This is a genomic window from Myroides injenensis M09-0166 (genome assembly GCF_000246945.1).
GTDB lineage: Bacteria > Bacteroidota > Bacteroidia > Flavobacteriales > Flavobacteriaceae > Flavobacterium > Flavobacterium injenense.
Genome location: NZ_BAEX01000017.1, coordinates 20,085 through 45,063, shown reverse-complemented (window position 1 = coordinate 45,063; position 24,979 = coordinate 20,085). Strand labels below are relative to the sequence as shown.

General features: G+C 30.8%; 19 protein-coding genes. 13 read left to right on the top strand and 6 right to left on the bottom strand.

Annotated features, from left to right (window positions below; translation table 11 throughout):
* Window positions 1–151: 151 nt before the first annotated feature.
* On the top strand, window positions 152–2,818 hold the full coding sequence (locus tag RH98_RS04515; RefSeq protein WP_010250983.1) for a hypothetical protein: 2,667 nt from the start codon (window positions 152–154) through the stop codon (window positions 2,816–2,818).
* Between the two features lie 76 nt (window positions 2,819–2,894).
* On the opposite strand, the gene RH98_RS04510 is transcribed toward RH98_RS04515, so the two are convergent.
* Both RH98_RS04510 and RH98_RS04505 read right to left on the bottom strand, forming a co-directional pair.
* Window positions 2,895–4,091, bottom strand: coding sequence for a GlmU family protein (locus RH98_RS04510; protein ID WP_010250981.1), 1,197 nt, complete (start codon window positions 4,089–4,091; stop codon window positions 2,895–2,897).
* Between the two features lie 256 nt (window positions 4,092–4,347).
* A complete protein-coding gene (locus tag RH98_RS04505) occupies window positions 4,348–4,599 on the bottom strand; it encodes a type B 50S ribosomal protein L31 (protein ID WP_010250979.1) in 252 nt (83 codons plus the stop codon).
* A 349-nt stretch (window positions 4,600–4,948) separates the two neighbouring features.
* Between RH98_RS04505 and RH98_RS04500 the strand changes: the two genes are divergently transcribed.
* From RH98_RS04500 to RH98_RS04460, 9 genes are all read left to right on the top strand, one after another.
* The gene (locus RH98_RS04500; protein ID WP_010250977.1) at window positions 4,949–6,235 is read left to right on the top strand and encodes a S28 family serine protease; all 1,287 of its coding nucleotides are present in this window, start codon (window positions 4,949–4,951) and stop codon (window positions 6,233–6,235) included.
* 1,025 nt (window positions 6,236–7,260) lie between these two features.
* Entirely contained in the window at window positions 7,261–7,818 is a 558-nt protein-coding gene (locus RH98_RS04495; protein WP_010250975.1) for a DUF4199 domain-containing protein, read from the top strand.
* A 65-nt stretch (window positions 7,819–7,883) separates the two neighbouring features.
* A complete protein-coding gene (locus tag RH98_RS04490; RefSeq protein WP_010250973.1) occupies window positions 7,884–8,840 on the top strand; it encodes a glycosyltransferase family 2 protein in 957 nt (318 codons plus the stop codon).
* Window positions 8,841–8,860: 20 nt separating this feature from the next.
* A complete protein-coding gene (locus RH98_RS04485) occupies window positions 8,861–10,588 on the top strand; it encodes a phospho-sugar mutase (protein ID WP_010250971.1) in 1,728 nt (575 codons plus the stop codon).
* A gap of 57 nt (window positions 10,589–10,645) precedes the next feature.
* Window positions 10,646–12,475 carry an ABC transporter ATP-binding protein gene (locus RH98_RS04480; RefSeq protein WP_010250969.1) on the top strand — a complete coding sequence of 610 codons (1,830 nt, stop codon included), beginning with the start codon at window positions 10,646–10,648 and terminating at the stop codon, window positions 12,473–12,475.
* On the top strand, window positions 12,475–13,176 hold the full coding sequence (locus tag RH98_RS04475; protein WP_010250967.1) for a DUF2971 domain-containing protein: 702 nt from the start codon (window positions 12,475–12,477) through the stop codon (window positions 13,174–13,176). Before RH98_RS04480 ends, RH98_RS04475 begins: the two co-directional genes overlap by 1 nt.
* A 9-nt stretch (window positions 13,177–13,185) precedes the next feature.
* Window positions 13,186–14,382 carry a nicotinate phosphoribosyltransferase gene (gene pncB, locus RH98_RS04470; protein ID WP_010250966.1) on the top strand — a complete coding sequence of 399 codons (1,197 nt, stop codon included), beginning with the start codon at window positions 13,186–13,188 and terminating at the stop codon, window positions 14,380–14,382.
* Window positions 14,383–14,473: 91 nt separating this feature from the next.
* The gene (locus tag RH98_RS04465; protein ID WP_010250964.1) at window positions 14,474–14,893 is read left to right on the top strand and encodes a nucleoside-diphosphate kinase; all 420 of its coding nucleotides are present in this window, start codon (window positions 14,474–14,476) and stop codon (window positions 14,891–14,893) included.
* Between the two features lie 175 nt (window positions 14,894–15,068).
* Window positions 15,069–16,217 carry a calcium:cation antiporter gene (locus RH98_RS04460; protein WP_010250962.1) on the top strand — a complete coding sequence of 383 codons (1,149 nt, stop codon included), beginning with the start codon at window positions 15,069–15,071 and terminating at the stop codon, window positions 16,215–16,217.
* A gap of 93 nt (window positions 16,218–16,310) precedes the next feature.
* Here RH98_RS04460 and glsA read toward each other — a convergent pair whose 3' ends face one another.
* Genes glsA through RH98_RS04445 form a run of 3 tightly spaced genes read right to left on the bottom strand, consistent with a single transcriptional unit; the run spans window position 16,311 to window position 19,301 of the window.
* Window positions 16,311–17,339, bottom strand: coding sequence for a glutaminase A (gene glsA / locus RH98_RS04455; RefSeq protein ID WP_010250960.1), 1,029 nt, complete (start codon window positions 17,337–17,339; stop codon window positions 16,311–16,313).
* 14 nt (window positions 17,340–17,353) lie between these two features.
* Window positions 17,354–18,382 carry an AMP-binding protein gene (locus RH98_RS04450; RefSeq protein WP_010250958.1) on the bottom strand — a complete coding sequence of 343 codons (1,029 nt, stop codon included), beginning with the start codon at window positions 18,380–18,382 and terminating at the stop codon, window positions 17,354–17,356.
* A 1-nt stretch (window position 18,383) separates the two neighbouring features.
* Window positions 18,384–19,301, bottom strand: coding sequence for a CPBP family intramembrane glutamic endopeptidase (locus RH98_RS04445; protein ID WP_010250956.1), 918 nt, complete (start codon window positions 19,299–19,301; stop codon window positions 18,384–18,386).
* Window positions 19,302–19,343: 42 nt separating this feature from the next.
* Here RH98_RS04445 and arsC point away from each other — a divergent pair, with 42 nt between their 5' ends.
* Together arsC and RH98_RS04435 are read left to right on the top strand one after the other, a co-directional pair.
* Entirely contained in the window at window positions 19,344–19,685 is a 342-nt protein-coding gene (gene arsC / locus RH98_RS04440; protein ID WP_026038740.1) for an arsenate reductase (glutaredoxin), read from the top strand.
* 87 nt (window positions 19,686–19,772) lie between these two features.
* The gene (locus RH98_RS04435) at window positions 19,773–22,256 is read left to right on the top strand and encodes a TonB-dependent receptor (protein WP_010250951.1); all 2,484 of its coding nucleotides are present in this window, start codon (window positions 19,773–19,775) and stop codon (window positions 22,254–22,256) included.
* A 963-nt stretch (window positions 22,257–23,219) separates the two neighbouring features.
* On the opposite strand, the gene RH98_RS15865 is transcribed toward RH98_RS04435, so the two are convergent.
* Window positions 23,220–23,396, bottom strand: a complete 177-nt coding sequence (locus RH98_RS15865; protein WP_010250949.1) for a hypothetical protein — start codon at window positions 23,394–23,396, stop codon at window positions 23,220–23,222.
* A 146-nt stretch (window positions 23,397–23,542) separates the two neighbouring features.
* Here RH98_RS15865 and fumC point away from each other — a divergent pair, with 146 nt between their 5' ends.
* Window positions 23,543–24,943: a class II fumarate hydratase gene (gene fumC / locus RH98_RS04430; RefSeq protein WP_010250948.1), complete on the top strand. Its 1,401-nt coding sequence runs from the start codon at window positions 23,543–23,545 to the stop codon at window positions 24,941–24,943.
* Window positions 24,944–24,979 lie beyond the last annotated feature (36 nt).

Here is a 24,979-nt window from a genome sequence, read left to right as displayed (position 1 = left end):
ATTTCTACCGTTATAAAATTATAAATTTTTCTTTTTTTCTATAAAAAATCCCCAATTATAGCTAGATAAAATGCAGTTAAACAAAGATTGTTTTAAAAGATAGTTTCCTATTTTTACCAAGACAAAAACAAATAGAAAACCCAATTACAATATGATAAAAAAATTCATTCCCCTAGCCTTTCTTTTTACAATTTCAATGTCAGCACAAGTTGTAAAAGATACTATCTATTCTGATACTTATAATTATATTACTAATAAAGAAAATGCCACTTATTTTTCGTTAACAACTAACAAAAACGATGATATTAAAAATATTGAAACTTATAAATTAAGTAACAACCTATTAATATCAAAAGGAAAAGCAAAAACACAATATAGTAAAATATCATATTACGGAGATGTAAATTACTACACTGAAGATGGTAAATTACAATCTACATTTACTTACGATGAGAGTGGAAACCTAGTCAGTGCTAACTCTACCGATATATTTACTGGCGATACCTACTATGGCAAATTTAGCGAAAGTGAAAGCATGTTATATGACGGGAAAGTTATGCAACAATTAGATGGAATTGTTTATTTCGCTCAAGCAGTAGAGGGAGATTTTAAACAATTTGATTTTATCAACCCAAAAAATGACAAAAACAAAATTTCTTATTCATTTAATGATAATGGTGAGTATGAAAGTATGCAATACTACGATGAAAAAGGGAATTTAAAACACTCTCTTTATTTTCAGGATCAAGTTCCTTATAACGGAACTAGCGTAGAAATAACACCTAGTGAATTTATAATTTCTTCAATTAATACATATAAAGAAGGAGAAGTTACTCAAAAGGAATTATTCTATACTAATGGTAAGCTAAAATCAAAAATGGTTACTAAAGATGATAGTGTAGAAGAAACCACTTATGATAAAAATGGTAAGATAATAGGACACTATAGTAGTGTTTTAGTAGATGGGTATCAAGATCAATATACTGGTACGGTATTTTATTTTAATTATGCTGATCCTACAGATGAAATACAAACTACATATAAATATGATAAAGGTAATTTACTTGAGACAACTACCTTTTACTCACATCCAAAACCAAATGTAAAAAAGTCTGTTACCAAATATGATAGTACTACAAACTATATTACTGAAGTAGAGTATTATGATATAAATGGTAAAGTGAAAAGCGTACTTACTTATCAAGATTATATGCCTTTCAATGGTACTTCTTATGAAGACGATAGCATAACAAACTATAAAGATGGTGAAATCATATCTCAACAGGCTTTCTATTCAAATTCTGATAAAATATTTGAAAAGAGAGAAAATGATGTAAGTATTTATTATGACAAATCGGGAAAAGAAATTGGTCGTGCTTATTATGAAAGAGATCCTTATGAAAATTTATCTGTAAAAAAAGGAACTGTCTTTACTATGTATGATGGAAAGATTAGCAGTGCAGAAAAATATGAAAAAGGACAAATCGTATACAGAGCAGAATATAACACATCAAGTAAATCATTACAGTTAAAATCGGAAACTTTTTATACTAACAACATTGTCAATAAAGTTGTAAACTATTATAACAATGGAAAGATTCAAGAAGTACAAATTCACGCACCTAATTATTATGGTTCTGAAGTAACATCTGCTACCTATTATGATAAGAAAGGAAAAGAATTAGGCAAGTTTGATTTTGAAGAAAAGAATGGAACTAAAATCGAATTTTATAATGACAATCAAGTAAAGTCAATAGAAAAATTCATCAATGGAAAAGCCATCACTGCTAAAAAATATCTTCCAAAAGATAGTGCAAACATCTATGACAATACCTCTTGGAGTACAAATGATGAGTATGAAACTGCTTTATGGAATACAAGCAGCGAATATTATTTATTTTATGAAATAGACTTTAACAAATCTGGAAAATTCTTTAATAGTAATGGTGAAGTTATTTCTACTGTTACTTACAAGGATGGAGCACCTTATAATGGTATAGTTCATGAAAGTGATGGTTATCAAATTACAGAAACACCTTTTAAAAATGGATTAAGAGAGGGGATTGAAAATCAATATTCAATTTACAATACTGACAATCCATATAAAAAAGTTTATTACTCTGCAGGTGAAAAAACAAAAGAAGAAAATTTTACTGATACTATTATGATCAGTTCTGAAGAATTTCAAAATGAACTAAGAAATGGTTTTAGTATTAAATATGATGATGAAGGAAATGAAATATCTAGAATAGAATATAAAAATGATTATCCATATGAAGGTGCAGAATTATCTGATGGATATGAGTATAAGACACAAACGATTTATCAACAAGGAGATAAAATAAAAACTACTTATTTCAATGTTTATAATGATACAACCCTAGCAGAAGAAATAAAAATTAGCGATAATCATTTTCAAAGAACTATTAACAATGAAGATGCAAATTCTACTATTAAGTTCGAATTAGTTGATGGTATTCTTGATGGAAAATATCAATACATAGAAAATGATAAAGTTAAATACAATGCTACTTTTAGTGATGGAAAATTAAAGGAAGGAACAATTGTAATTAATGATTTAAATTTAGTAGAAGATTATTATGGTTATTCATATGATACTTATGAAAATCACACAATAATTACCTACAAAAAAAATGTAGTAAAACTAAGTATTGTTGACAATAAGACTGGTAAAGAACTTTACCAAGCTGAAACTAAGATAAAAAAAGGAAATAATGATCTAGATCCTATATTATCGAAAGTAATATCAATAAAGAATTTATACCCAAGTAATAACTTTTTCAGCTCTTATTATTAAGAATATAGATAGCTATAAAAAGCGAGAGGCTGTCCATAAATGGACAGCCTCTTATTCTTTTTATATATTAGTTCTTTTACAAATCACTTTTTAGATGAAATTCAAAACGATCTAATTCACTATCGTCAGCGATATAACGTATGATTTTAATATCCTCATCAGTCAAAACTACATGTCGACGATCCATAACGACTTTCAATGTACTAATAGCCTTATCGACATCATAGAAATCAGAAACTTCAATACCTCCCCAAGTAAAGTTTGGTATAACTGTACTAGGAAAACCTCCTCCAAAAATACTACATGAAATACCTACAACAGTACCAGTATTAAACATGGTATTAATACCAGATTTACTATAGTCTCCCATCATTAACCCACAGAACTGAAGTCCCGTTTTTTCATATTTCATTTTTTCAAAGTTCCATACTTTTACAGGAGCATAATTATTCTTTAAATTAGAATTGTTAGTATCAGCACCTAAATTACACCACTCTCCTAAGACTGAATTTCCTAAAAAACCATCATGCCCTTTATTACTATAACCAAATATAACCGAATTACTAACTTCTCCACCTACTCTACTATGTGGGCCTACAGTAGTAGCACCATATATTTTAGCTCCCATTTTTACCTGAGACCCTTCACATAAGGCAAATGGTCCTCGTATAATAGCCCCTTCCATAATCTCAGTATCCTTTCCAATATAAATTGGTCCAGTTGAAGCATTTAATGTCACGAAATTCAAAACAGCTCCTTCTTCAATAAATACATTTTCTGGTGCTAGGACATTCACTGTAGCTGGAATAGACTCAGAAATACGATCTTCTGTAATCAAATCAAAATCAGCTCTTAATGCAGCGTCATTCTTTGCAAAGATATCCCATTTGTGCTCTATCTTAAGTAACTCCTTTTTATACTCTATTAAATCATAAGTATCTAGATTAACCTCATCTTGACTATCTTGAGTATAAAATGCTATAATATCTTCCTTATATAATATTCCTTGGAGAGGTTGTAAGTCTTGTATCATTTCTACAAGTTCTTGTGTAGGCAAGTAAGCAGCATTAATCATTACATTATTTTCTAATTCTACCATTGGGTATTTATAAGATAAATATTCTTCAGTAATAGTTGTAGTCGTTGACCCTAAAAACTTTTCCCATTTTTCTCTAATTGTCAAAATTCCGACTCTAATATCAGCCACTGGGCGTGTATAAGTAAATGGTAATAAATTTCCTCTTACTTCTCCGTCAAATAAAATATAATTCATGATAAGCATTTCTTTATTTAAAGTTTAAAGTTACAAAGAATAGCTTAAAAAATATAGCCAAGAGGCACTATTTATTTAACCTTCAATTAAGAATCAATATTTTAAAAACTCCTTATTTTCCTCAGGATATGCTTTTGATTTAGAAATAAACATAAATCTTATAAATAAAATTTAATAGTACTATGCTACCTGGATGATTACCATAAAAAAACCCTCACTAAAAAGTAAGGGTTTATTATTGTAGTAAATTCTAAAATTATTTTTTGAATTTAGCATATTTGTTTTTGAATTTATCAATACGTCCTGCAGTATCGATAAGTTTAGATTTACCTGTGTAGAATGGGTGAGATGTACGAGAGATCTCCATTTTGAACACTGGGTATTCCACTCCATCAACTTCGATAGTTTCTTTTGTATCTACTGTTGATTTTGTAATGAATACGTCTTCGTTAGACATATCTTTAAATGCTACTAATCTGTAATTTTCTGGGTGAATACCTTTTTTCATGATAAACCTGTTTTAAATTTTGAGCTACCTTTCACTTTGCGGCTTTCTATTTCTCAAGAAAGATATAAATGTCGGATAACTTTTTTATTGTTAAATTATTTTTTATTCAGATTGCAAATTTACAACTAATATTGAATTTTCAAATAAGTATTTCAATTTTATTTTTATGCTATACTTCAATCTGTTCTCTTATCGAATATTCCAATAAAGCATTATTACTTAGCTACCATTTTAGCACTATCTAAATCTAAGTATATCAACAAATTCGCAATTTAACACTTTTATATTTTTGATTTTCGCCAACAACTTTATCTTTGATAACTTAAAACCAACTTTATATCAAAAAACTATGTTTAAAAAACTAACTACAATTGTATTTTTATTAATTACAATACTAACCTTAGCTCATCCAGATAAAAAAGCTGTTGAACAAGCATTATACAATTTAAAAAACGTCACTTTTCACCAACTTGATTCAAAAGATGATTCTTATCTAGTATATGAATTAAAAATAAAACAACCTATTGACCATAACGATGAATCAAAAGGATTCTTTTATCAAAAAGTACATTTCTATCACAGAGGTTTTGAACAGCCAACAATAATGGAGACTAATGGTTATGATTTATATGTAAGAGCAAGTGAAATGGTCGATTATCTTCAAAGTAACTATTTGAATATTGAACACAGATATTTTGGTGAATCTATTCCAGAAGGCAAACCTTGGCAATACTTAACGATGGAACAAGTTACCGGCGATTTACATGAAATCAATCAATTATTTAAGGAATTATATAAAGGAAAATGGATCAGTACAGGTATTAGTAAAGGAGGGCAAACTACTATCTATTACCGCTACTTCTATCCCAATGATGTAGATGTCTCAATCCCTTATGTAGCACCCTTTAATCAATCGCTAGAAGAACCAAGAATCTACAGCTTTTTAAATCAAGTGGGTGATAAAAGTTGTCGTGATAAAATTCAAAAAATACAAATTCAATTATTTGAAAATAAAGAAGCAATCCTAGAAAAACTTAATTGGTACGCGAAAGGAGCCAATCTTACCTTTGACTACATAGGATCATTAGAAAAAGCGTTTGAATATGCAGTACTAGAATATAGTTTTGCTTTTTGGCAATCAGGACATTCTTGTGAACTTATTCCTGCTACTGATAATATAGATGAATTAACAGAATATTTTTTAAGTATAAGTAATATTGATTTCTTCAGTGACAGAGATATAAATAAATATGCTTCTCATTATTATCAAGCAGGTACACAATTAGGGTATTACGGTTATGATATTACTCCATTTAAAAAATATGTTAGCTTTACTTCAAACCCTTTAGCTACTTTCATGCCTGAAGGTACATCATATAGTAGTTTTGATGACAAATTAATCAAGAAAGTAAAAACTTGGTTAGATGAAAAAGCAAACAATATACTTTATGTTTATGGAGAAACAGATACATGGAGTGCATCAATGGTCATCCCTACCAAAAAAGTAAATTCTAAATCTTACGTCCTTCCTAAAAAAAATCATGGACAAGCAAGAGTAAAAAATATGTCACCTAATATGCAGAAAGACTTTTTTGATACTTTAGAAAAAATGTCAAATCTAAAACCTGTCAAATAATTCTATATCCATAAAAAAGACACTTTTCTGATAAATAAGGAAAGTGTCTTTTTTTATGGATTATACTTAACTATTTAAATCTGCTGTATCAGCGTCATCATTAATACAATAATCTTTATAGAGAGATCTCTGGATTCGTTAATTGATTAGGTATGTATTCACTATAGATTTCTATACCCAATATATCCTTTATATATCAATAGGCTATGAGTTTTTCAGCAAACACTTTAACTATCTAACTAAAATAAAAACTACCTCACTTTTTTTTAATTCAAAAAAAACATATCTAACTATATTACAACACATTACCTTAAAAACAATCATTTTAAGGTAAAATCGTAATGCTTGCTAAAGCCACTATTCATAAGCATTAGAGCGAAATCCTTCAACACTTCTTCAACACTTCCCCATGATTGCTCCATATAGAGGGCTATTTGTTGAAGGAATCTTGAAGAACTGTTGACGCGTTGTTGAAAAAATCATATCCTCTATAGTAATAAAGGCATATAAGAAATCTCTTATTCCAAGAATTTTTTTAAGTACTTCTATTCAAAAAACACCTTTTAAAAATAAAATGATTGTTATGAATTGGATAAGCGATAATAAGATGAAGTAACCTTGACTTTTTAGATTTTTTAAATTTCTAGACCCCCTCTTTATTTTACAAGAGTTAAGACGACTTCACTCCTAACTATCTTACATTCTTTCACTAAACATGCAAACAAACTACTGTTTAAAAAAACAAGAATTCATCACCTATTTAAATCTGATTATTAAATCATTTTTTTTTAGACTTTGCTATAAAAATAGGCTTCAGTATTTTTTCAAAACCTTATTCTAAAAGACCTTTAAAACAATTAATCACAAATAAGAATATTTACCAGAATAATAAATTGAAAAAATAAATAATCTTTTTACTATTCTACAACATTTAGAGATTGTAATAGTGTTAATATTCTCTGATTCTACGCAGAAGTCTAAGGCTTATTTTTAGTATATTTGTAACTTAATATTGAAAATAAATAATGAAAAATTCGATAAATAAAATTGGAATAAGATTTGGTTTAATTTTAGCATTGTATTATTTGCTATTTGACTGTATCGTATTTTATACTGATCAAAGTCTATTTACTAGTTTACCTTTAGGTTTTTTAAATATTGGAGTAACTATAGTCTTAGCAGTAGCTTGTATGCTTATTAGTAAAAAAGCAGCTGGTGGATATATTACCTTTAAAGATATTTTCACTCCTTACCTTATCTATATTGCTATTGGAGTTACAGCCAATATGGCTATTTATTATTTATTATTCACTGTAGCCGACCCTACAGCACAAGATAGCCTAAGAGAAACTTTATATCAAATGGCTGTAGAGCGTATTGATGCGATCGGTCTAGTAGATGATGATAGAATTGCAAAATTAGAACAAGCTAAAGAATCTAACCCTTTTACATTTAAAGCACAAATATTTGCTTGGGCAGGAAGTATATTAAAATATTGTATACTAGGTTTTTTATTAGCTGCTATTTTTAGAAATAAGTCAGAATTTATGCAGCCTTTACCAAAAGAAAAATCAGAAAAATAATTTCACTAAGTTTATATCTTTAATATTTTAAAGAAGTATATTAACTAGACAAGACCTTAACAGTAATGAATATATCTATTGTCATCCCTTTACTAAATGAAGCAGAATCTTTGCCTGAATTATATGCTTGGATTACTAAAGTAATGCAAAAGCATCAATACAGTTATGAAGTTCTATTCATAGATGATGGTAGTACAGACCAGTCCTGGGATATAATTTCTAAGCTTTCCTATGACGATTCTCATATAAAAGGTATCCGTTTTCAACGTAACTTTGGAAAGTCACAAGCATTACACGCTGGATTTTTAGAAGTAGAAGGAGATGTGATTATCACAATGGATGCTGATTTACAAGACAGCCCTGATGAGATACCTGAACTCTATAATATGATTATGGAGGAACACTATGACTTAGTCTCTGGATGGAAGAAGAAAAGATATGACTCTGTTATAGCTAAAAATATTCCTTCAAAACTTTTTAATTGGGCTGCCAGAAAAACTTCAGGTGTGTACTTACATGACTTCAATTGTGGATTAAAAGCTTATCGAAAAGATGTAGTAAAAAACATAGAAGTATATGGAGAGATGCATCGCTATATACCAGTATTAGCAAAAAATGAAGGATATGCAAAAATTGGTGAAAAAGTAGTAATACATCAAGCTCGAAAATATGGAACCACTAAATTCGGTATGAGCCGTTTTATAAATGGTTTCCTAGATTTAATTACCATATGGTTTTTAGCTAAATTCGGTAAGCGTCCTATGCACTTTTTTGGAGCAATGGGCGTTCTAATGTTTGGAATCGGTTTTATAGCCGCATTATTTATTGGTATTCGAAAACTGTACAAATTATATATTGGTGAACCAGCAATATTAGTGACAAACGATCCTTGGTTCTACATTTCACTTACCACAATGATAATTGGAACTCAATTATTCTTAGCTGGTTTTATAGGAGAAATGATACTTAAAACGAAATCTAACAGTAATAGATATAAAATCGCGGAACAACGCGGTTTTTAACAAACACTAAAATTATTATTATGCAAGTAGAAAAAGAAATCTTAGCAAAAGCAGAACAATGGTTAGTTGCTCCTTTTGACACAGAGACTCAACATGCAGTACAAAAAATGATTGATACTGATCCAGCTTTACTAAAAGATAGTTTTTACAAAAACTTAGAATTTGGTACTGGCGGTATGCGCGGAATAATGGGAATTGGTACTAACCGTATCAATAAATATACTTTAGGAAAAAACACTCAAGGACTTTCTAATTATATTAAGCAATCTTTTCCAAATGAAGAATGGAAAGTAGCGATCAACTTTGACTGTCGTCATAATAGTCAAGAATTAGCTAAAGTAGTAGCAGATGTATTTACTGCAAATGGAATAAAGGTTTATTTATTCTCTGAGATGCGTCCTACACCAGAACTTTCTTTTGCTGTTAGATATTATGGTTGTAATGCAGGTATTGTATTGACTGCATCACACAATCCACCAGAATATAATGGATATAAAGTGTACTGGCAAGATGGTGGTCAAATAGTGCCTCCAAATGATGCAGCTGTTATAGATGAAATAAACAAACTAACTTATAGTGAGATAAACTTCAATGGTAATGATAGCCTAATCACTTATGTTGGCGAAGATCTAGACAAAGCATTTATTGATTCTACAATTTTAAACGCAAGTTTCGACACACCACAATCAGTAAAAGATGGTTTAAAAATAGCTTATACTTCATTGCATGGAACATCTATCAAATTAATCCCAAGAGTTCTAGAAGCTGCTGGATATGAAAATGTTTATATTGTAAAAGAACAAGCTGAACCAAATGGAGATTTCCCTACAGTAAAATCGCCAAATCCTGAAGAACCTGAGGCATTAAAAATGGCTTTAGAGTTAGCTGATGAAAAAGGTGCTGATATTGTAATTGGTACAGACCCTGACTCTGACCGTATTGGTATTGGAGTTCGTGATTTAGATGGAAAAATGATCCTTCTTAATGGTAACCAAACAATGGTTATGATGACAGGATTCTTATTAGAACAATGGAAACGCAATAAAGGATTTAAAGGAAATGAATTTATTGGATCTACGATTGTTTCTACTCCTATGATGTTGGATTTAGCAGAAAGCTATGGTGTAGAGTGTAAAGTAGGTTTGACTGGTTTTAAATGGATTGCTAAATTCATCAATGAGTGTCCTAATCAAAAATTTATCGGAGGTGGTGAAGAGAGCTTTGGATTTATGGTAGGTGATGCAGTAAGAGATAAAGATGCTGTTGCTTCTACTCTATTAGTTTGCGAAATTGCTGCTATCGCTAAGGCTGCAGGAAGTTCTTTCTACCAAGAATTAATGAATCTATATATTGATAATAGATTCTATAAAGAGCATTTAATCTCTATTGTTAAGAAAGGTATTTCTGGAGCAGAAGAAATTAAGCAGATGATGGTAGACTTAAGAGAACATCCATTGACTGAAATAATTGGTCAACGCGTAGTTTGTGTTGAAGATTATCAAAGCAGTGAAGCTAAAAATCTAATAACAGGGGAAGTAGAAACCATCACAGTTCCTAAATCTAATGTGTTAATCTACTACCTAGAAGACGGTACTAAAATAGCTGCTAGACCAAGTGGTACTGAACCTAAGATTAAATTCTATTTCAGTGTAAACGAACCACTTCACAATCTTTCAGAAGTAAAAGAAACAGAAAAAGTACTAGACCAGAAAATTCAGGATATCATTAAAGAAATGAAATTAAACTAATAGAATAGACTGGTAGAAATACCAGTCTATCTTTTATTCCCTATATTCAAACAACATATGAACGAATACTTCAAGAAGATTATTCGCTTTGCGAAACCTTATAAGACTTACGCTTACCTAAATATATTCTTTAATATCCTATATGCACTGTTCAGTGCATTGTCTTTTGTTGCACTGATTCCAATGCTTACTGTTTTATTTGGTGATGAAAAACCCGTAACAGAAAAGCCAATTTACACAGGTTTTAGTCATGCGAAGGATTATTTACAAGACATAATGTCGTTTTACTTAACGCAGCATTCTGATGAGTATGGTGCTCAGAATACCTTAATGTGGTTAGCTGCATTGATAATATCATTGTTCCTTCTTAAAAACTTATTTAATTATTGGGCGATGTACTTCATTACTTTCTTACGTAATGGAGTTCTAAAAGATATTCGTAATGCGATGTACAAAAAATCTCTTGATCTGCCCTTATCTTTCTTCTCAGAAAAAAGAAAAGGTGATGTAATATCAAGAATCACATCAGATGTATTAGAAATACAACACTCCTTTTTATCCATCTTAGAAGTAGTAGTAAGAGAGCCTCTTACGATTATTTTTACAATAGTTACCATGTTTGCAATAAGTACACAGTTAACTATTTTTGTATTTATCTTTGTTCCAGTATCAGGGATTATTATATCAAAAGTTGGTAAAACGCTAAAAAAGAGCTCTCAAAAAGCATCAAAAGAACAAGGTTACTTTTTATCTATTATTGAAGAATCTTTAGCTGGATTACGCGTTATTAAAAGTTTTAATTCCGAGAAAAAATTCAATAATAAGTTTCAAAACTCTACTCAAACTTTTTATGAGTTAAACAATACTATTCTAAATCGTCAGAACTTATCTTCCCCATTAAGTGAATTTTTAGGTATAGTAACTATAGCTGTATTATTAGTTTATGGTGGACATTTAGTATTGGGAGAAGGGTCACTTACTGGTGCTTCATTTATCGCTTATATTGGGATGGCTTATAATATTTTAACTCCAGCAAAAGCAATGTCTAAAGCTTCTTATAGTTTAAAAAGAGGAAATGCTGCTGCAGAAAGAGTGTTAGAAATATTAGAAGAAGAAAACCCAATTACTTCAAAACCAGATGCAGTACATAAAACATCTTTTGAAAATGAAATTGATATAAAGAATATCTCTTTCAAATATGAGAATGAATTAGTACTTAAAGATTTTACCCTTACTATTCCAAAAGGAAAAACTGTAGCTTTAGTTGGGCAATCTGGAAGTGGAAAAAGTACAATTGCTAACTTACTAACTCGTTTTTGGGATATTGAAAGTGGTACAATAAAAGTTGATTCACAAGAGATTAAAGATTTAGATATCCATGATTTAAGAGACTTGATAGGACTTGTTACACAAGACAGCATCTTATTTAACGATACTATAAAAAACAATTTATTAATCGGTAAAGAAAACGCAACTGACGAGGAAATTATAGAAGCATTAAAAATTGCTAATGCCTATGAATTTGTCAAGGACTTACCTGATGGTATAGAAACAAATATTGGAGATGCAGGTAGTAAGCTATCCGGAGGTCAAAAGCAACGTCTTTCTATTGCAAGAGCCGTATTAAAAAACCCTCCTATTATGATTCTTGATGAAGCGACCTCAGCACTTGATACTGAAAGTGAGAAACTTGTTCAAGTAGCATTGGAGAATATGATGAAAAATAGAACATCTATTGTCATTGCTCACCGACTATCTACAATACAAAATGCAGATTTGATTGTAGTAATGCAAAAAGGTAAAATAATTGAGCAAGGTACACATCAAGAATTAATGAGTCAAAATGGTACATATTCTAAGTTAGTTTCACTACAAACATTAGATTAATGTTTAGAGAAAATGAGCATATAAAATTACCAACAGATCCCAATACAATCATTTGGAAGTATATGGATCTGTCTAAGTTTTTGGATTTATTATTATCCAACAAAATGTTTATGTCACGCTCTGATAAATTTGAGGATCAATATGAAGGTACTTTTAGTGAGCCTACTTATGAAGAAATCAAACGTATTAGTGCAGACAACCCTACATTTTTAGATCAGTATAAACAAAAGAGAAAGAATGTAGTAGTTAGTAGTTGGCATATAAACGAGTATGAATCGTTTGCAATGTGGCAAATCTTTACAAAAAACAATGAAGGCTTAGCCATACAGTCAACTATTGGACGACTAAAAGAAGCTCTAAACTCTGAAACAAGAGTAGATCAACATATTGGAGAAGTTCACTATATTGATTATAAAAAAGAATACATTCCTTTTGAAGATGACTTTTTCCCTTTTTTATTTAAAAGAAAGAGTTTTCAATATGAAAAAGAAGTGCGTGTAATATCAGATGTAACACCTCTAAATTTACATATAAACGAAGGAGTAAAAATAAATATTGATATCAATCAATTAATTGAAAAGATCTACATACACCCTAAGTCAGAAAATTGGTATAAAAAATTAGTTTTGGAACTAATGCACAAACTCAATTTTAAATTTACAATTGAGAAATCAGACTTAGAAAGTGATATTTTAATTTAAAAGAAGCCTATGGAAACAGCTAGCACAAATCAAATCATTACTTCTATTTTAGATAATGACTTTTATAAATTTACGATGCAGTATGCTGCTATCAAACAATTCCCTTATGCTAAAGCTGCATATATATTTATAAATAGAGGTGAACACAAATATCCTCCAGGTTTTGCTGAAGCTTTAAGAGCTGCTGTGGATGAAATGGCAAAACTTAGATTAACAAAAGCAGAAAAATCTTTCTTGCAAAAAACTTGTCCTTACCTTGATCCTACCTATTTAGATTTTCTACAAGGGTATCACTATGATCCTTCTGAAATAGAAATTTCACAAGAAGGAGACGAATTACAAGTTAGCATTAGAGGATATTGGTATCGCACTATTTTATGGGAAGTACCACTAATGTCTATCATCTGCGAATTATACTACAGAATGACTAATTCAGAAAGAGATTCTGCGGAAAAAGTGATAGAAACGACAAGAACGAAAATAGAAAACTACAAAAAATTAGGAGTTACTATAGCTGAGTTTGGAACTCGTAGACGTCACTCTTACGCAGTACATCAGTTAGTGGTAGAAACCTTAAAAAAATATGGTGGTGATACTTTTATTGGAACAAGTAATGTTCATTTAGCTATGAAATATGGCACTAAGCCAATTGGTACACATGCACATGAATGGTTTATGTTTCATGCCGCTAAATATGGCTTTAAAATGGCCAATTCGACTGGACTAGAGCATTGGGTAGATACTTACAGAGGTGATTTAGGCATTGCATTAACAGATACTTATACAAGTAAAGTTTTCTTTGAACAATTTGACAAGAAGTTTGCAAAACTCTTTGATGGAGTAAGACATGATAGTGGTGATCCTCTAGAATTTGCAGATATGACAATTGCACATTACAAAAGTTTAAATATTGACCCAACTTCAAAAACCATTATATTCTCTGATGGACTAAATCCAGAAAAAGTTGAGCGCATTGCTAAACACTGCAAAGGAAAAATAGGAATGTCATTTGGTATTGGAACAGATTTTACAAATGATGTGGGATTAGAAGCTATGAATATTGTTATTAAAATGACACAAGCTTTGCCTGAAGGCGGTCACTGGACAGACGTTGTAAAACTTTCTGATGAACCCAAAAAACATACTGGAACACCAGAAATGATTGAATTAGCACAACGATTATTAGATATACCAGTCTCAAAATAAGATAGTATTAATTTATTGAGATTTTTATTTATAAAATCAATTAAATTAACTATAAAAGATTATTTTTGCATCAAATATTAAATAGAATATAATGGCAACGAACAGAACTTTTACAATGATCAAACCTGACGCTGTTGAAGCAGGTCACATCGGTGGAATCATCAATATGATTACTGAAGCAGGATTTAAAATCGTATCTATGAAGTTAACTCAATTAACAGTTAGAGATGCAGAAAAATTCTATGAAGTACACAGTGAAAGACCATTCTACGGTGAATTAGTTGAATTCATGTCAAGAGGTCCAATCGTAGCAGCTATCTTAGAAAAAGATAACGCTGTTGAAGATTTTAGAAAATTAATCGGTGCTACTAACCCTGCTGAAGCTGCTGAAGGTACTATCCGTAAAAAATATGCTAAATCTATTGGAGAAAATGCAGTACACGGATCTGATAGCGATGAAAATGCTGCTATCGAATCTGCTTTCCATTTCGCTGGTAGAGAACAATTCTAGTTTTAGAATTTATTAGAATAATACCAAAAGAGCTACTTTCGCAAAAAAGTAGCTCTTTTTTTATACATATGATTAGTCCATACCTCTTTTTAATGTTTTTTAAATAAAAACATTAAAACACATTGTATTCATGACAATAAAAATATATTTTCGCTAAAAAATAATCAAAAAGCTCATGAATCTAAAAAAACTATTCAGTTTAATCAAAACACCACTTTGGACAATCATTATTCCTTTTATTGCCCTTCTTTTGATTTTTTTTAAAGCTTCTTTACCTTCATCGATATTCACAGATATTCTTTTGGGAGTTTTTCTAATCGGCTCAGTATTAGCGGCAGTGCATCATGCAGAAACTGTTGCGCACCGTTTCGGAGAACCCTATGGTACGATTATATTAGCCCTCGCAATTACTGTAATAGAGGTTTCTCTTATTGTTTCAATTATGCTTAGCGAAACCAATGATGAACCTTCTTTCTTAGCCAGAGATACTGTATTTGCGGCAATTATGATTATTCTAACAGGAATTATAGGTCTTTGCTTTTGGGTTGGAGGCTACCATTACAAAGAACAAAACTTTATAAAACAAGGGGTAAGTACAGGGCTAATTACTTTAATTGCTATTTCTACATTAACGTTAATATTGCCAAACTTTACGACAAGCCAAGCTGGTAATAGTTATACTAATTCGCAATTAATTTTTGTAGCTATCGTTTCCCTTATTCTTTACATAGGTTTTCTAGCAGTACAGACAATAAGACATAGAAACTATTTTATTATTGAAGAAACAAAAGAAATAACCCATCATGAAGAAATAAATGATGAAGAACTCAAAGAAATAGAAGAGCATTTAGAAGAAAATCACGTTAATTTACCAACTACAATCGTTGCCTTTGCAATTCTTGTTGTAGCCTTAACTTGTGTGGTTTTACTTTCTAAAATGTTATCACCTACCATTGAAAGTGCTGTTGTAGAAGCAGGAGCTCCTAAATCATTAGTAGGTATTATCATTGCAACAGTAATTCTACTTCCAGAAGGTCTAGCTGCCTATAAAGCTGCTAAAAGAGATAGATTGCAAACAAGTCTAAACTTAGCCATTGGATCAGCACTTGCGTCAATAGGGTTGACAATTCCTGCCGTGGCAATTGTATCTTATTTCACTGGATTAACAGTAGCTTTAGGTATTGATGCAAAATCAACCGTATTATTAATTACCTCTTTAGCCACTGTTTATATTTCTATTAGCTCTGGACGAACAAATATTCAGCAAGGTATTGTACTACTAGTATTATTTGCAACTTATCTATTTACTACAATAACGCCTTAATACATAGTTGCAATCAGATAACTTTGAAATAAAAAAATAGACCTCTTCAAGATTGAAGAGGTCTATTTTTTTATCTTATTAAAATTTCAATACTTATTGAAACATACTTAAATTTAACTCATTAACTAGATCTAATATCATATGGTATCCAGCCACTGAGTTACCTTGTTTATCTAATCCAGGACTAAAAGCACCTATTCCCATCTTTCCAGGTACACTTACCACGATACCCCCTCCTACTCCAGATTTACTAGGAAGACCAACAGTACGTGCATACTCACCACTAAATTCATACATTCCAGCAATAAGCATTTGAGATTGTACTAATTTACCTAATTCAATACTTTTATATCTATCATCCCCGTCAAAACGAACACATTGATTTGCAAAAAAGTAACCAATCTTAGCTAAATCTTCTGCTGTTACTTCAATAGAACATTGTTTGAAATAATTATCTAACTTATCTTCTTCTCCTTCTAATAATCCATTATTTTTTAGAAGATAAAATATTCCTCTATTGCGGTGTCCAGTCTCTTTCTCAGAATGATAAACATCTTTACTATAGTCAATCTTATCGTTTTTAGTAATATAACGAACCATATCTAATATTTTAAGAAAAGGAACTTCACCCTCTCCATCTAATAATGCAGTAGTTAAAATAGCACCAGCATTCATCATTGGATTTAATGGCTTTCCATTAGTTTCTAGATTAGCATAATGATTAAATGGTTTATCTGTACCATAATACCCCATATCTTTAAAAACTACATCTTCACCCTTTTCTGAAACTGCAACAAATAATGAGATAATTTTGGAAATACTCTGTATTGTAAACTTCTTATTAATATCTCCCACACTAATCACTTCACCATTTGGCGTAACAACAGAAAAAGCAATAGCTTTTGCATCCATCTTACCTAGTTCAGGGATATAATCAGCAACTTCACCTTTTAAACAGTAAGCTCTATTTTTCTCTAATATATCATTTAACATCTTAGATGTTATCAGATTTGTTGCATCTCCTTTTCTAATGATTTTCTTTGCATAGGCAGTCTGCCCAAAAGAAACTAAACAAGCAATAAATAGACTTACTATGGCATTGCAGATACTACTTTTTTTCATTCAATAAACTTAGATTATATTATATTTTTACTCCTAATGATTTTTCCCGATGCTGTTTCTATAAAACGCTCTTTAAACTGTATTTCTTTTGGTATTTCATACTTCCCTAATTCATTAAATATGTCTTTAGGCAAGTCATATTCTTTATGTTCGATTACCAAGATGAGCTTATTTCCAAAATATTCATCTTCTTTTGAAGCTACAAAGAAACGATAAGGAATCTTTTTAGCCAACTTTTCTTCTATTTGTTCTGGATGTAGTTTAACCCCACCGCTATTGATAACATTATCTACTCTACCTTTCCAAATAAAATGTTTATTATCAAGCAAATCTACAACATCATTTGTAATAATCAATATATCTGTAACTGATGGTGCATCAATAATTAAGCAACCTCTTTCATCAATACTACAACTCGCATGTGGTAGTACTGAGAAACACTCATCTTTTATACTTTTTGCAGCTATATGAGTGATTGTTTCTGTCATTCCATAAGTTTCAAAACACTTAGTTGGTAAAGTAGTTAACTTCTCTTTTAGCGCAGTATTGACCTTTGCTCCACCTATAATTAAAGTTCCTACATTTCTTAACTCTTCTATTGACTTTGAAACTTGCATAGGTACCATTGCTACAAAATCATAGAACTTATTATTTCCTTGTAAAGGTGTTGCACAAGGTTCCACAACATCTAATTCCCAACCAAGTTGAAGTGCACGAATCAACATTAATTTTCCTCCTACAAACTTAGTAGACATACATAAGAGTGCTTTACTTCCTTGCTGAATATTAAAAAACTCACCTGTAGCACGTGCTGAATTTATCATTGCTTCCTTGCGAAGTTGTATTTTTTTTGGAGGTCCAGTAGTACCAGAAGTAGTAAGCTCGATATAGTCATCACTATTAAACCATTGCAGAATTAAATTTGCAAAATCTACTAAATACGCTTGATCACTCTGAATTAAAGTGTTAGCATAATCTAATAACTCTTGTTTAGTATAACTATTATTATTTAGTTTAAACGAAGGATGTATAAAATTTGTCATCTTAATTTTCTTCAATTACTACTCTTCCAAATAAATGTGCTTTCCAGTTTTTCCATTTGTATTTTTTTGCAAATAATAAAATAAGGAGAGGTAAAATAACAAATACCTGAACAAGATATTCTACTGGTGAAATTTGTACATCTGATGCAGTACTTATAAAAAGTGAATTGGTTTGAAATGCAGTCCAGTCAGAAGTTACCAGTAACACACCTATAAGATTATTAGCTGCATGAAATCCAAGTGCTAACTCAATTCCATCATCCATTAAGGAGATTATTCCCAAGAAAAACCCTGTACCTATATAATAAATCATAACAGAATATCCAATCTGTTCGACTTCAGGATTACTCATGTGTAATAATCCAAATAATATAGAAGTAGTAAACAATGCTATGGCTCTACTATGAGTAGCTAAACCTATACCTTGCATTAAGTAACCACGCATTAAATACTCTTCAAAACTCGTCTGCAATGGAATTAATATTACCGCCAAAATAAAGAAAACTAAAAATGGTAAAGGTTTAAAATTGAACACATAGTCTTCAGGATTTGACAAATAGGAATAAATAAAAACTCCAATAGTAACGATAGACCATACAGAAAAAGAAAATAGAATACGCTTCCAATCAATCTTTCTTCTACTAGTAGTTAAACTTACTATAGATTGTTTGTGGACAGTAACAACCCAAACAATGAGAAAAATAAATAAAAAAACCATTGGTCCTATGGTTATTAAAAAATTCATATTCTTACCGAATTTTTCAATATTCATTTTTATTGCTTCGTTAGTAGAAACGTTCGAAATCTTAATAAAAAGCCAATTCAGAAACATAACACCGAAAAAAAACAAAGAAAAAGGTAGATAATACCATAATTTTTGTTTATTGTTTATTCGCAATAACTGTTCAATATATTTCATATGTCAAAAAATGTACTATATTTGATAGAAAATTATCTATTTATGATCACAATTTATCACAATCCTCGTTGTAGCAAATCTCGTGAGAGTATTGCTTTTATGGAGCAGCAAGGTGTGGCGTACAAAATTATAAAATATTTGGATGCCGACCTTACCGAAACGGATGTAAAGACGATTCTACAAAAATTAAATTACGCTCCCATCGAATTAGTACGCACGAAAGATGCTTTATGGCAAGATAATTTTGGCAATATGACAATGTCTGAAGAAGAAATTATTGAGGCAATGGTACGAAATCCAAAATTAATTGAAAGACCTATCGTAGTTAACGGACCTAGAGCTGTTATTGCGAGACCTACTGAAAAGATCCACGAGATCTTGTAGGAATAAAAACATTAACACTATATTAACAAATACTTATTAAACCAACTACCTTTCTTATAGTCTAAGTAATATAAACTAACGACTATAATGAAAAAAGAGAAGATTTCAAAAGTTCTGTTAATGCTGTTTTCAATATTTTTATCGTTAACAGCATTAGGACAGAACACTAAAAAAGCTACAGTAACTGGTACAGTTATAGAAGCTAGTACTAATGAACCATTAGAATTTGCTAGTATCTATGCACAAAATGAAAATGATGCCAATATCGTTTCGGGGGGCATGACTGATTCAAAAGGTAACTTTACCTTTGATGTTCCCGCTGGTACCTATTATCTTAAAATTGACTTTTTAGGCTTTAAGCCTATTGAACTACACAATATAAAAGTCGATGGAAATACTAATATTGGAAAACATAAAGTTTATGGAGATTCTCAAATGCTAGAAAGCGTTGTAGTAATCGCCGAAAAATCGACGGTTGACATTAAACTTGATAAAAAAGTTTACAATGTCGGTCAAGATATGGTTATTAAAGGTGGTACAGCAGGAGATGTATTAGATAACGTACCTTCTGTAACAGTAGATAGTGAAGGTGCAGTAAGTCTAAGAGGGAATGAAAATGTAAAAGTTTTAATCGATGGTAAGCCTACTGGATTAGCGAATAATATTCAGGAAGCAATGCGTATCCTTTCTGCTGAGTCTATTGAAAAGGTAGAAGTAATCACTAATCCTTCTGCTAGATATGAAGCTGAAGGTGGAGCTGGTATCATTAATATAATTCTGAAAAAAGGTAAATCACAAGGACTTAATGGTAATGTTACGGGGACTATCGGAGATCCACGTAATTACGAATTAAATGGAAACTTTAACCTTAGAAGTGAAAAGTTTAATTTCTACACTACGATTGGTTATAGAGATGGAAAAACAAAAGGTTATAATCTAAATAACAATCAATACTTTGACGAGAATGGATTAACTACTCAATATATTAATGAGTATAAAGACAACAATCGCAAGAGACAAGGATACAACGGTATGTTTGGTTTAGATTATTTTATCACACCTAGTTTTACATGGTCTAATGCTGTTACTGTTAGAAGAAGTAATGGTACAAACCCAAACACTGTAGATTATCAATATTATGATGGTAATCAAGAATTCCTATATGACAGATACCGCGATGAATATAGAAAATCTAGCTGGAATAGTGTTGAATATACTACGTCTATAGAAAAACATTTTTCTAATCCTGACCACAAGTTTACGATAGAAGCGACAATATCTCAAGACAAAAGTACGGATGATGCTAGTATATCTGATATCAATAATTATTTAAACACTAGTTCGTTTGAAAAAAACAATAGTGATGACAAATATTTATCAGGAATGCTAAAAGCAGATTACACCTTACCTATTGGTGAAACTGGTAATTTTGAAGCAGGTTATTTAGGAACATTTAAAAAGACTACTAATGATTATGATCTTTTTAACCTTACTAATGATCAATGGATAAACAATACTAAATTCTCAAATACACTTGAATATAAAGAGCAAGTAAATGCTGTATATGCTCAATATGGAGATAAAATTACAGATCGTTTAAATTATATGGTAGGTTTAAGATGGGAAGATAGTAATATAGATGTCAACCAACTTAGAAACAATGATTATAATAACAAGAAATATAATGACTTTTTCCCAAGTGCATTTTTAAATTACGAAATCAACGAATCAAGTAATATTAGTGCTAGTTATAGTAGACGTATTATGCGTCCAAGAGGTTTCTTTTTGAATCCTTTCTCTAACTATACAAGTAATATTAATTACTTTCAAGGAAATCCTAACTTAGATCCTGCAAAAACAGATGCTTATGATTTAGGATTTATGAAGAGATGGAGTGGATTTACATTAAGCGCATCTGCATATCTTAATAAAACGGATGATACATTCCAATTTGTAAAAAGAATTGCGGGAACGACAGATGACGGAACTCCTATTACTGTAAGTTCACCTATTAACTTAGCAACTGAGTATAGATATGGTTTTGATTTCACATTAAACTATACACCTTTCAAATGGTGGAGATTGAATGGTAACTTTAATTTCTTTAGAACTGAAACTACAGGAGATTATACTTTCGTCGATTTAGATGGTAATAAGGAAACACAAAATTTTGACAATAATGCATATGCTTGGTTTACACGTATATCGTCAAAAGTGACCTTACCATACAAAATAGATTGGCAAATGAATGGTATGTATAAAGCTCCTTATGATAATGCACAAGGAAGAGTAAAAGGCAATATATCTGCTAATCTATCATTAAGTAAAGATATTTTAAAAGATCAAGCAACCATTACTTTTAACGTGAACGACTTATTTGATTCACGTAAGAGAGAATCTGATAGCTACTTACCTTATTCAAATTCATATAGCGAAATGCAATGGAGAGGTAGACAAGTTAACTTATCATTTACTTATCGATTTAATCAAAGTAAAAATGATAAGAAAATGTATAAGAAATCAATGGAAGGTGGCGAAGGAGAAGATATGGAAATAATGCCAATGCAATAATTAACACAAGAGCTACTATACTTAAGAAATATAGTAGCTCTTGCTTTAATATTAGACTGTTGATTAAGGTTCTACGATTAAATAAGAGCAGGTAAATCGAAATCTGAATACCGATAAATATTATTATCAATTATAATTCTATTAAATTATATATAATTCAATACAGTTTAATAAAAAAAATATTATCAATAAAAAAACAAAAATTATCTTGCAGTATTAAACTTTTAGATATATATTGCTAACTCTTTATTAAGCTAAATAATATCTAAAATTCACATGAATTACTATTTAGCACTACAAGAAATACTTCTGAAAACTAACTAACTTTAACTATAAATCAAAAAGAAGCTAAGGGATTTCCCTTGGCTCTTTTTACTTATTCACTATTCTATCTAAGTCTGTCATCACACTCCCTACAGAGTACATATCACAAGCTTTATTTATACAAATAATAATGTACATCAATATAGAACGGAACTACCCTTGGTGCAATATAATCCGCAATGGAAGTAAAATCATTGCATAATGCATCCATTGTGCCTCCATTAAATTCCTGCGTTTTAATAGTCTCACTATGGACTCAATATAGACTCATTTGCACTGATTTAGCAATGAATTACTCATATAATTCAAAACTATCTTTTAATTAATATGATTTTATTTTCCAAAAAAATCATTTCGGATAATGATAACATATTAACAGAACTGGGAAGTAACCTTTGGCAGTTTGTCAGAATATCGCTTTAGTTATAACTCCTTTAATTTCACTCAATATTTATAAACAGTGCTTTTTATAATCGAACTGGATTCTAATGGTTTACTGAAGAAGTAAGTAGCTACATTTAAGATGAGAACGCTCTATAGATTAATACTACGAGGTTACTCATTTAATACAACGTTAAATATAGCGTATAAAAAAAGTCAGTATGGTTTATACTGACTTTTATTCTAGTAAGTCAAATATTACATTTGACTTTCTTCTAATTGTTGTCTTTTAGCTTTCTTCTCTTTTAAGAACTCTCTTGCACCTCCGGCAGCCCAATAACAAGCGAAACCTACTAAAAATATCAAGAGCCAAAACGCCATGGTGATAACAGTCATGCCGACGATGAAACCTAAATACTGTTGAAATTCAAACATTTTTTCCGGATTTATTTGTATATACGCCTCAAATATACATACTTTTTCTTTTTTGACCTAGTCTTAGAGAAATATTCAAAACTCATTTAGAATGATACTAAATAATTTCAGTATCTTTATCTAATAGATTTATAAATAATAATATTATGGAATATAGAATAGAAAAAGACACTATCGGAGAAGTTAAAGTACCTGCTGATAAGTATTGGGGAGCACAAACAGAACGTTCAAGAAACAATTTTAAAATCGGACCTGAAGCATCAATGCCTCATGAAATAATAGAAGCGTTTGCTTATCTAAAAAAAGCAGCAGCTTGGGCTAATTACGATTTAGGTGTATTATCTATTGAAAAAAGGAATGCTATATCATCTGTTTGCGACGAAATACTAGCTGGTAAACTAAATGATCAATTCCCATTAGTAATCTGGCAAACTGGTTCTGGTACACAATCTAACATGAATCTTAATGAAGTGATAGCTAACCGCGCTCAAGTAGCTGCTGGTGGCAAAATTGGTGAAGGTGAAAGCATTCTAAAAGCAAATGACGATGTAAATAAATCACAATCATCAAATGATACTTTCCCAACCGCTATGCATATTGCGGCTTATAAAGCAGTGGTTGAATATACTATTCCTGGGGTAACACAATTGCGAAATACACTTGCACAAAAAGCAAAGGAATTTAAAGATGTCGTAAAAATTGGTAGAACACACTTAATGGATGCAACACCACTTACGCTAGGACAAGAAATTTCGGGTTATGTAGCACAATTAGATTATGGCTTAAAAGCTTTAAAAAATACATTAGCTCATTTATCAGAACTAGCATTAGGAGGAACAGCTGTAGGAACAGGATTAAATACTCCAAAAGGATATGATGTAAAAGTAGCTGAATATATCGCTAAATTCACGGAGTTACCTTTCGTAACGGCACAAAATAAATTTGAAGCACTTGCTTCTCACGATGCTATTGTAGAAACACATGGCGCATTAAAACAATTAGCTGTATCGCTTTATAAAATAGCAAACGATATTCGTATGATGGCATCGGGACCTCGTTCAGGAATTGGTGAAATTATAATACCAGCAAATGAACCAGGTTCTTCTATCATGCCTGGTAAAGTAAATCCTACGCAATGTGAAGCTTTAACAATGGTAGCGGCACAAGTAATCGGTAATGATGTTGCAATCAGCTTTAGTGGTTCTCAAGGACATTATGAGTTAAATGTATTCAAACCGATAATGGCAGCTAACTTCTTACAATCTGCTACATTAATTGGTGAAGCTTGTGTATCTTTTGATATTCATTGTGCACAAGGAATAGAACCAAATACTAAACGAATTAAAGAATTAGTAGATAATTCGCTAATGTTAGTCACTGCTCTAAATCCAAAAATAGGTTATTACAAAGCAGCTGAAATTGCACAAACAGCTCATCAAAATGGTACAACTTTAAAAGACGAAGCTGTTCGCCTTGGATATGTTACTGCTGAAGAGTTTGATCAGTTAGTTGATCCAAGTAAAATGGTAGGAGAAATAAATCTTTAATTTTAAATTTTAACTACATAAGCAAAATTCCTAATT

Bases quoted from the DNA above. Each gene is read 5' to 3' on its own strand.
- RH98_RS04450 (WP_010250958.1), bottom strand. From the start codon at position 18,382: ATGACAAATTTTATACATCCTTCGTTTAAACTAAATAATAATAGTTAT.
- RH98_RS04510 (WP_010250981.1), bottom strand. From the start codon at position 4,091: ATGAATTATATTTTATTTGACGGAGAAGTAAGAGGAAATTTATTACCA.
- glsA (WP_010250960.1), bottom strand. From the start codon at position 17,339: ATGAAAAAAAGTAGTATCTGCAATGCCATAGTAAGTCTATTTATTGCT.
- RH98_RS04495 (WP_010250975.1), top strand. From the start codon at position 7,261: ATGAAAAATTCGATAAATAAAATTGGAATAAGATTTGGTTTAATTTTA.
- RH98_RS04485 (WP_010250971.1), top strand. From the start codon at position 8,861: ATGCAAGTAGAAAAAGAAATCTTAGCAAAAGCAGAACAATGGTTAGTT.
- RH98_RS04490 (WP_010250973.1), top strand. From the start codon at position 7,884: ATGAATATATCTATTGTCATCCCTTTACTAAATGAAGCAGAATCTTTG.
- RH98_RS04480 (WP_010250969.1), top strand. From the start codon at position 10,646: ATGAACGAATACTTCAAGAAGATTATTCGCTTTGCGAAACCTTATAAG.
- RH98_RS04465 (WP_010250964.1), top strand. From the start codon at position 14,474: ATGGCAACGAACAGAACTTTTACAATGATCAAACCTGACGCTGTTGAA.
- RH98_RS04475 (WP_010250967.1), top strand. From the start codon at position 12,475: ATGTTTAGAGAAAATGAGCATATAAAATTACCAACAGATCCCAATACA.
- RH98_RS04445 (WP_010250956.1), bottom strand. From the start codon at position 19,301: ATGAAATATATTGAACAGTTATTGCGAATAAACAATAAACAAAAATTA.
- RH98_RS04500 (WP_010250977.1), top strand. From the start codon at position 4,949: ATGTTTAAAAAACTAACTACAATTGTATTTTTATTAATTACAATACTA.
- RH98_RS04515 (WP_010250983.1), top strand. From the start codon at position 152: ATGATAAAAAAATTCATTCCCCTAGCCTTTCTTTTTACAATTTCAATG.
- RH98_RS04435 (WP_010250951.1), top strand. From the start codon at position 19,773: ATGAAAAAAGAGAAGATTTCAAAAGTTCTGTTAATGCTGTTTTCAATA.
- RH98_RS04460 (WP_010250962.1), top strand. From the start codon at position 15,069: ATGAATCTAAAAAAACTATTCAGTTTAATCAAAACACCACTTTGGACA.
- fumC (WP_010250948.1), top strand. From the start codon at position 23,543: ATGGAATATAGAATAGAAAAAGACACTATCGGAGAAGTTAAAGTACCT.
- pncB (WP_010250966.1), top strand. From the start codon at position 13,186: ATGGAAACAGCTAGCACAAATCAAATCATTACTTCTATTTTAGATAAT.
- RH98_RS15865 (WP_010250949.1), bottom strand. From the start codon at position 23,396: ATGTTTGAATTTCAACAGTATTTAGGTTTCATCGTCGGCATGACTGTT.
- arsC (WP_026038740.1), top strand. From the start codon at position 19,344: ATGATCACAATTTATCACAATCCTCGTTGTAGCAAATCTCGTGAGAGT.
- RH98_RS04505 (WP_010250979.1), bottom strand. From the start codon at position 4,599: ATGAAAAAAGGTATTCACCCAGAAAATTACAGATTAGTAGCATTTAAA.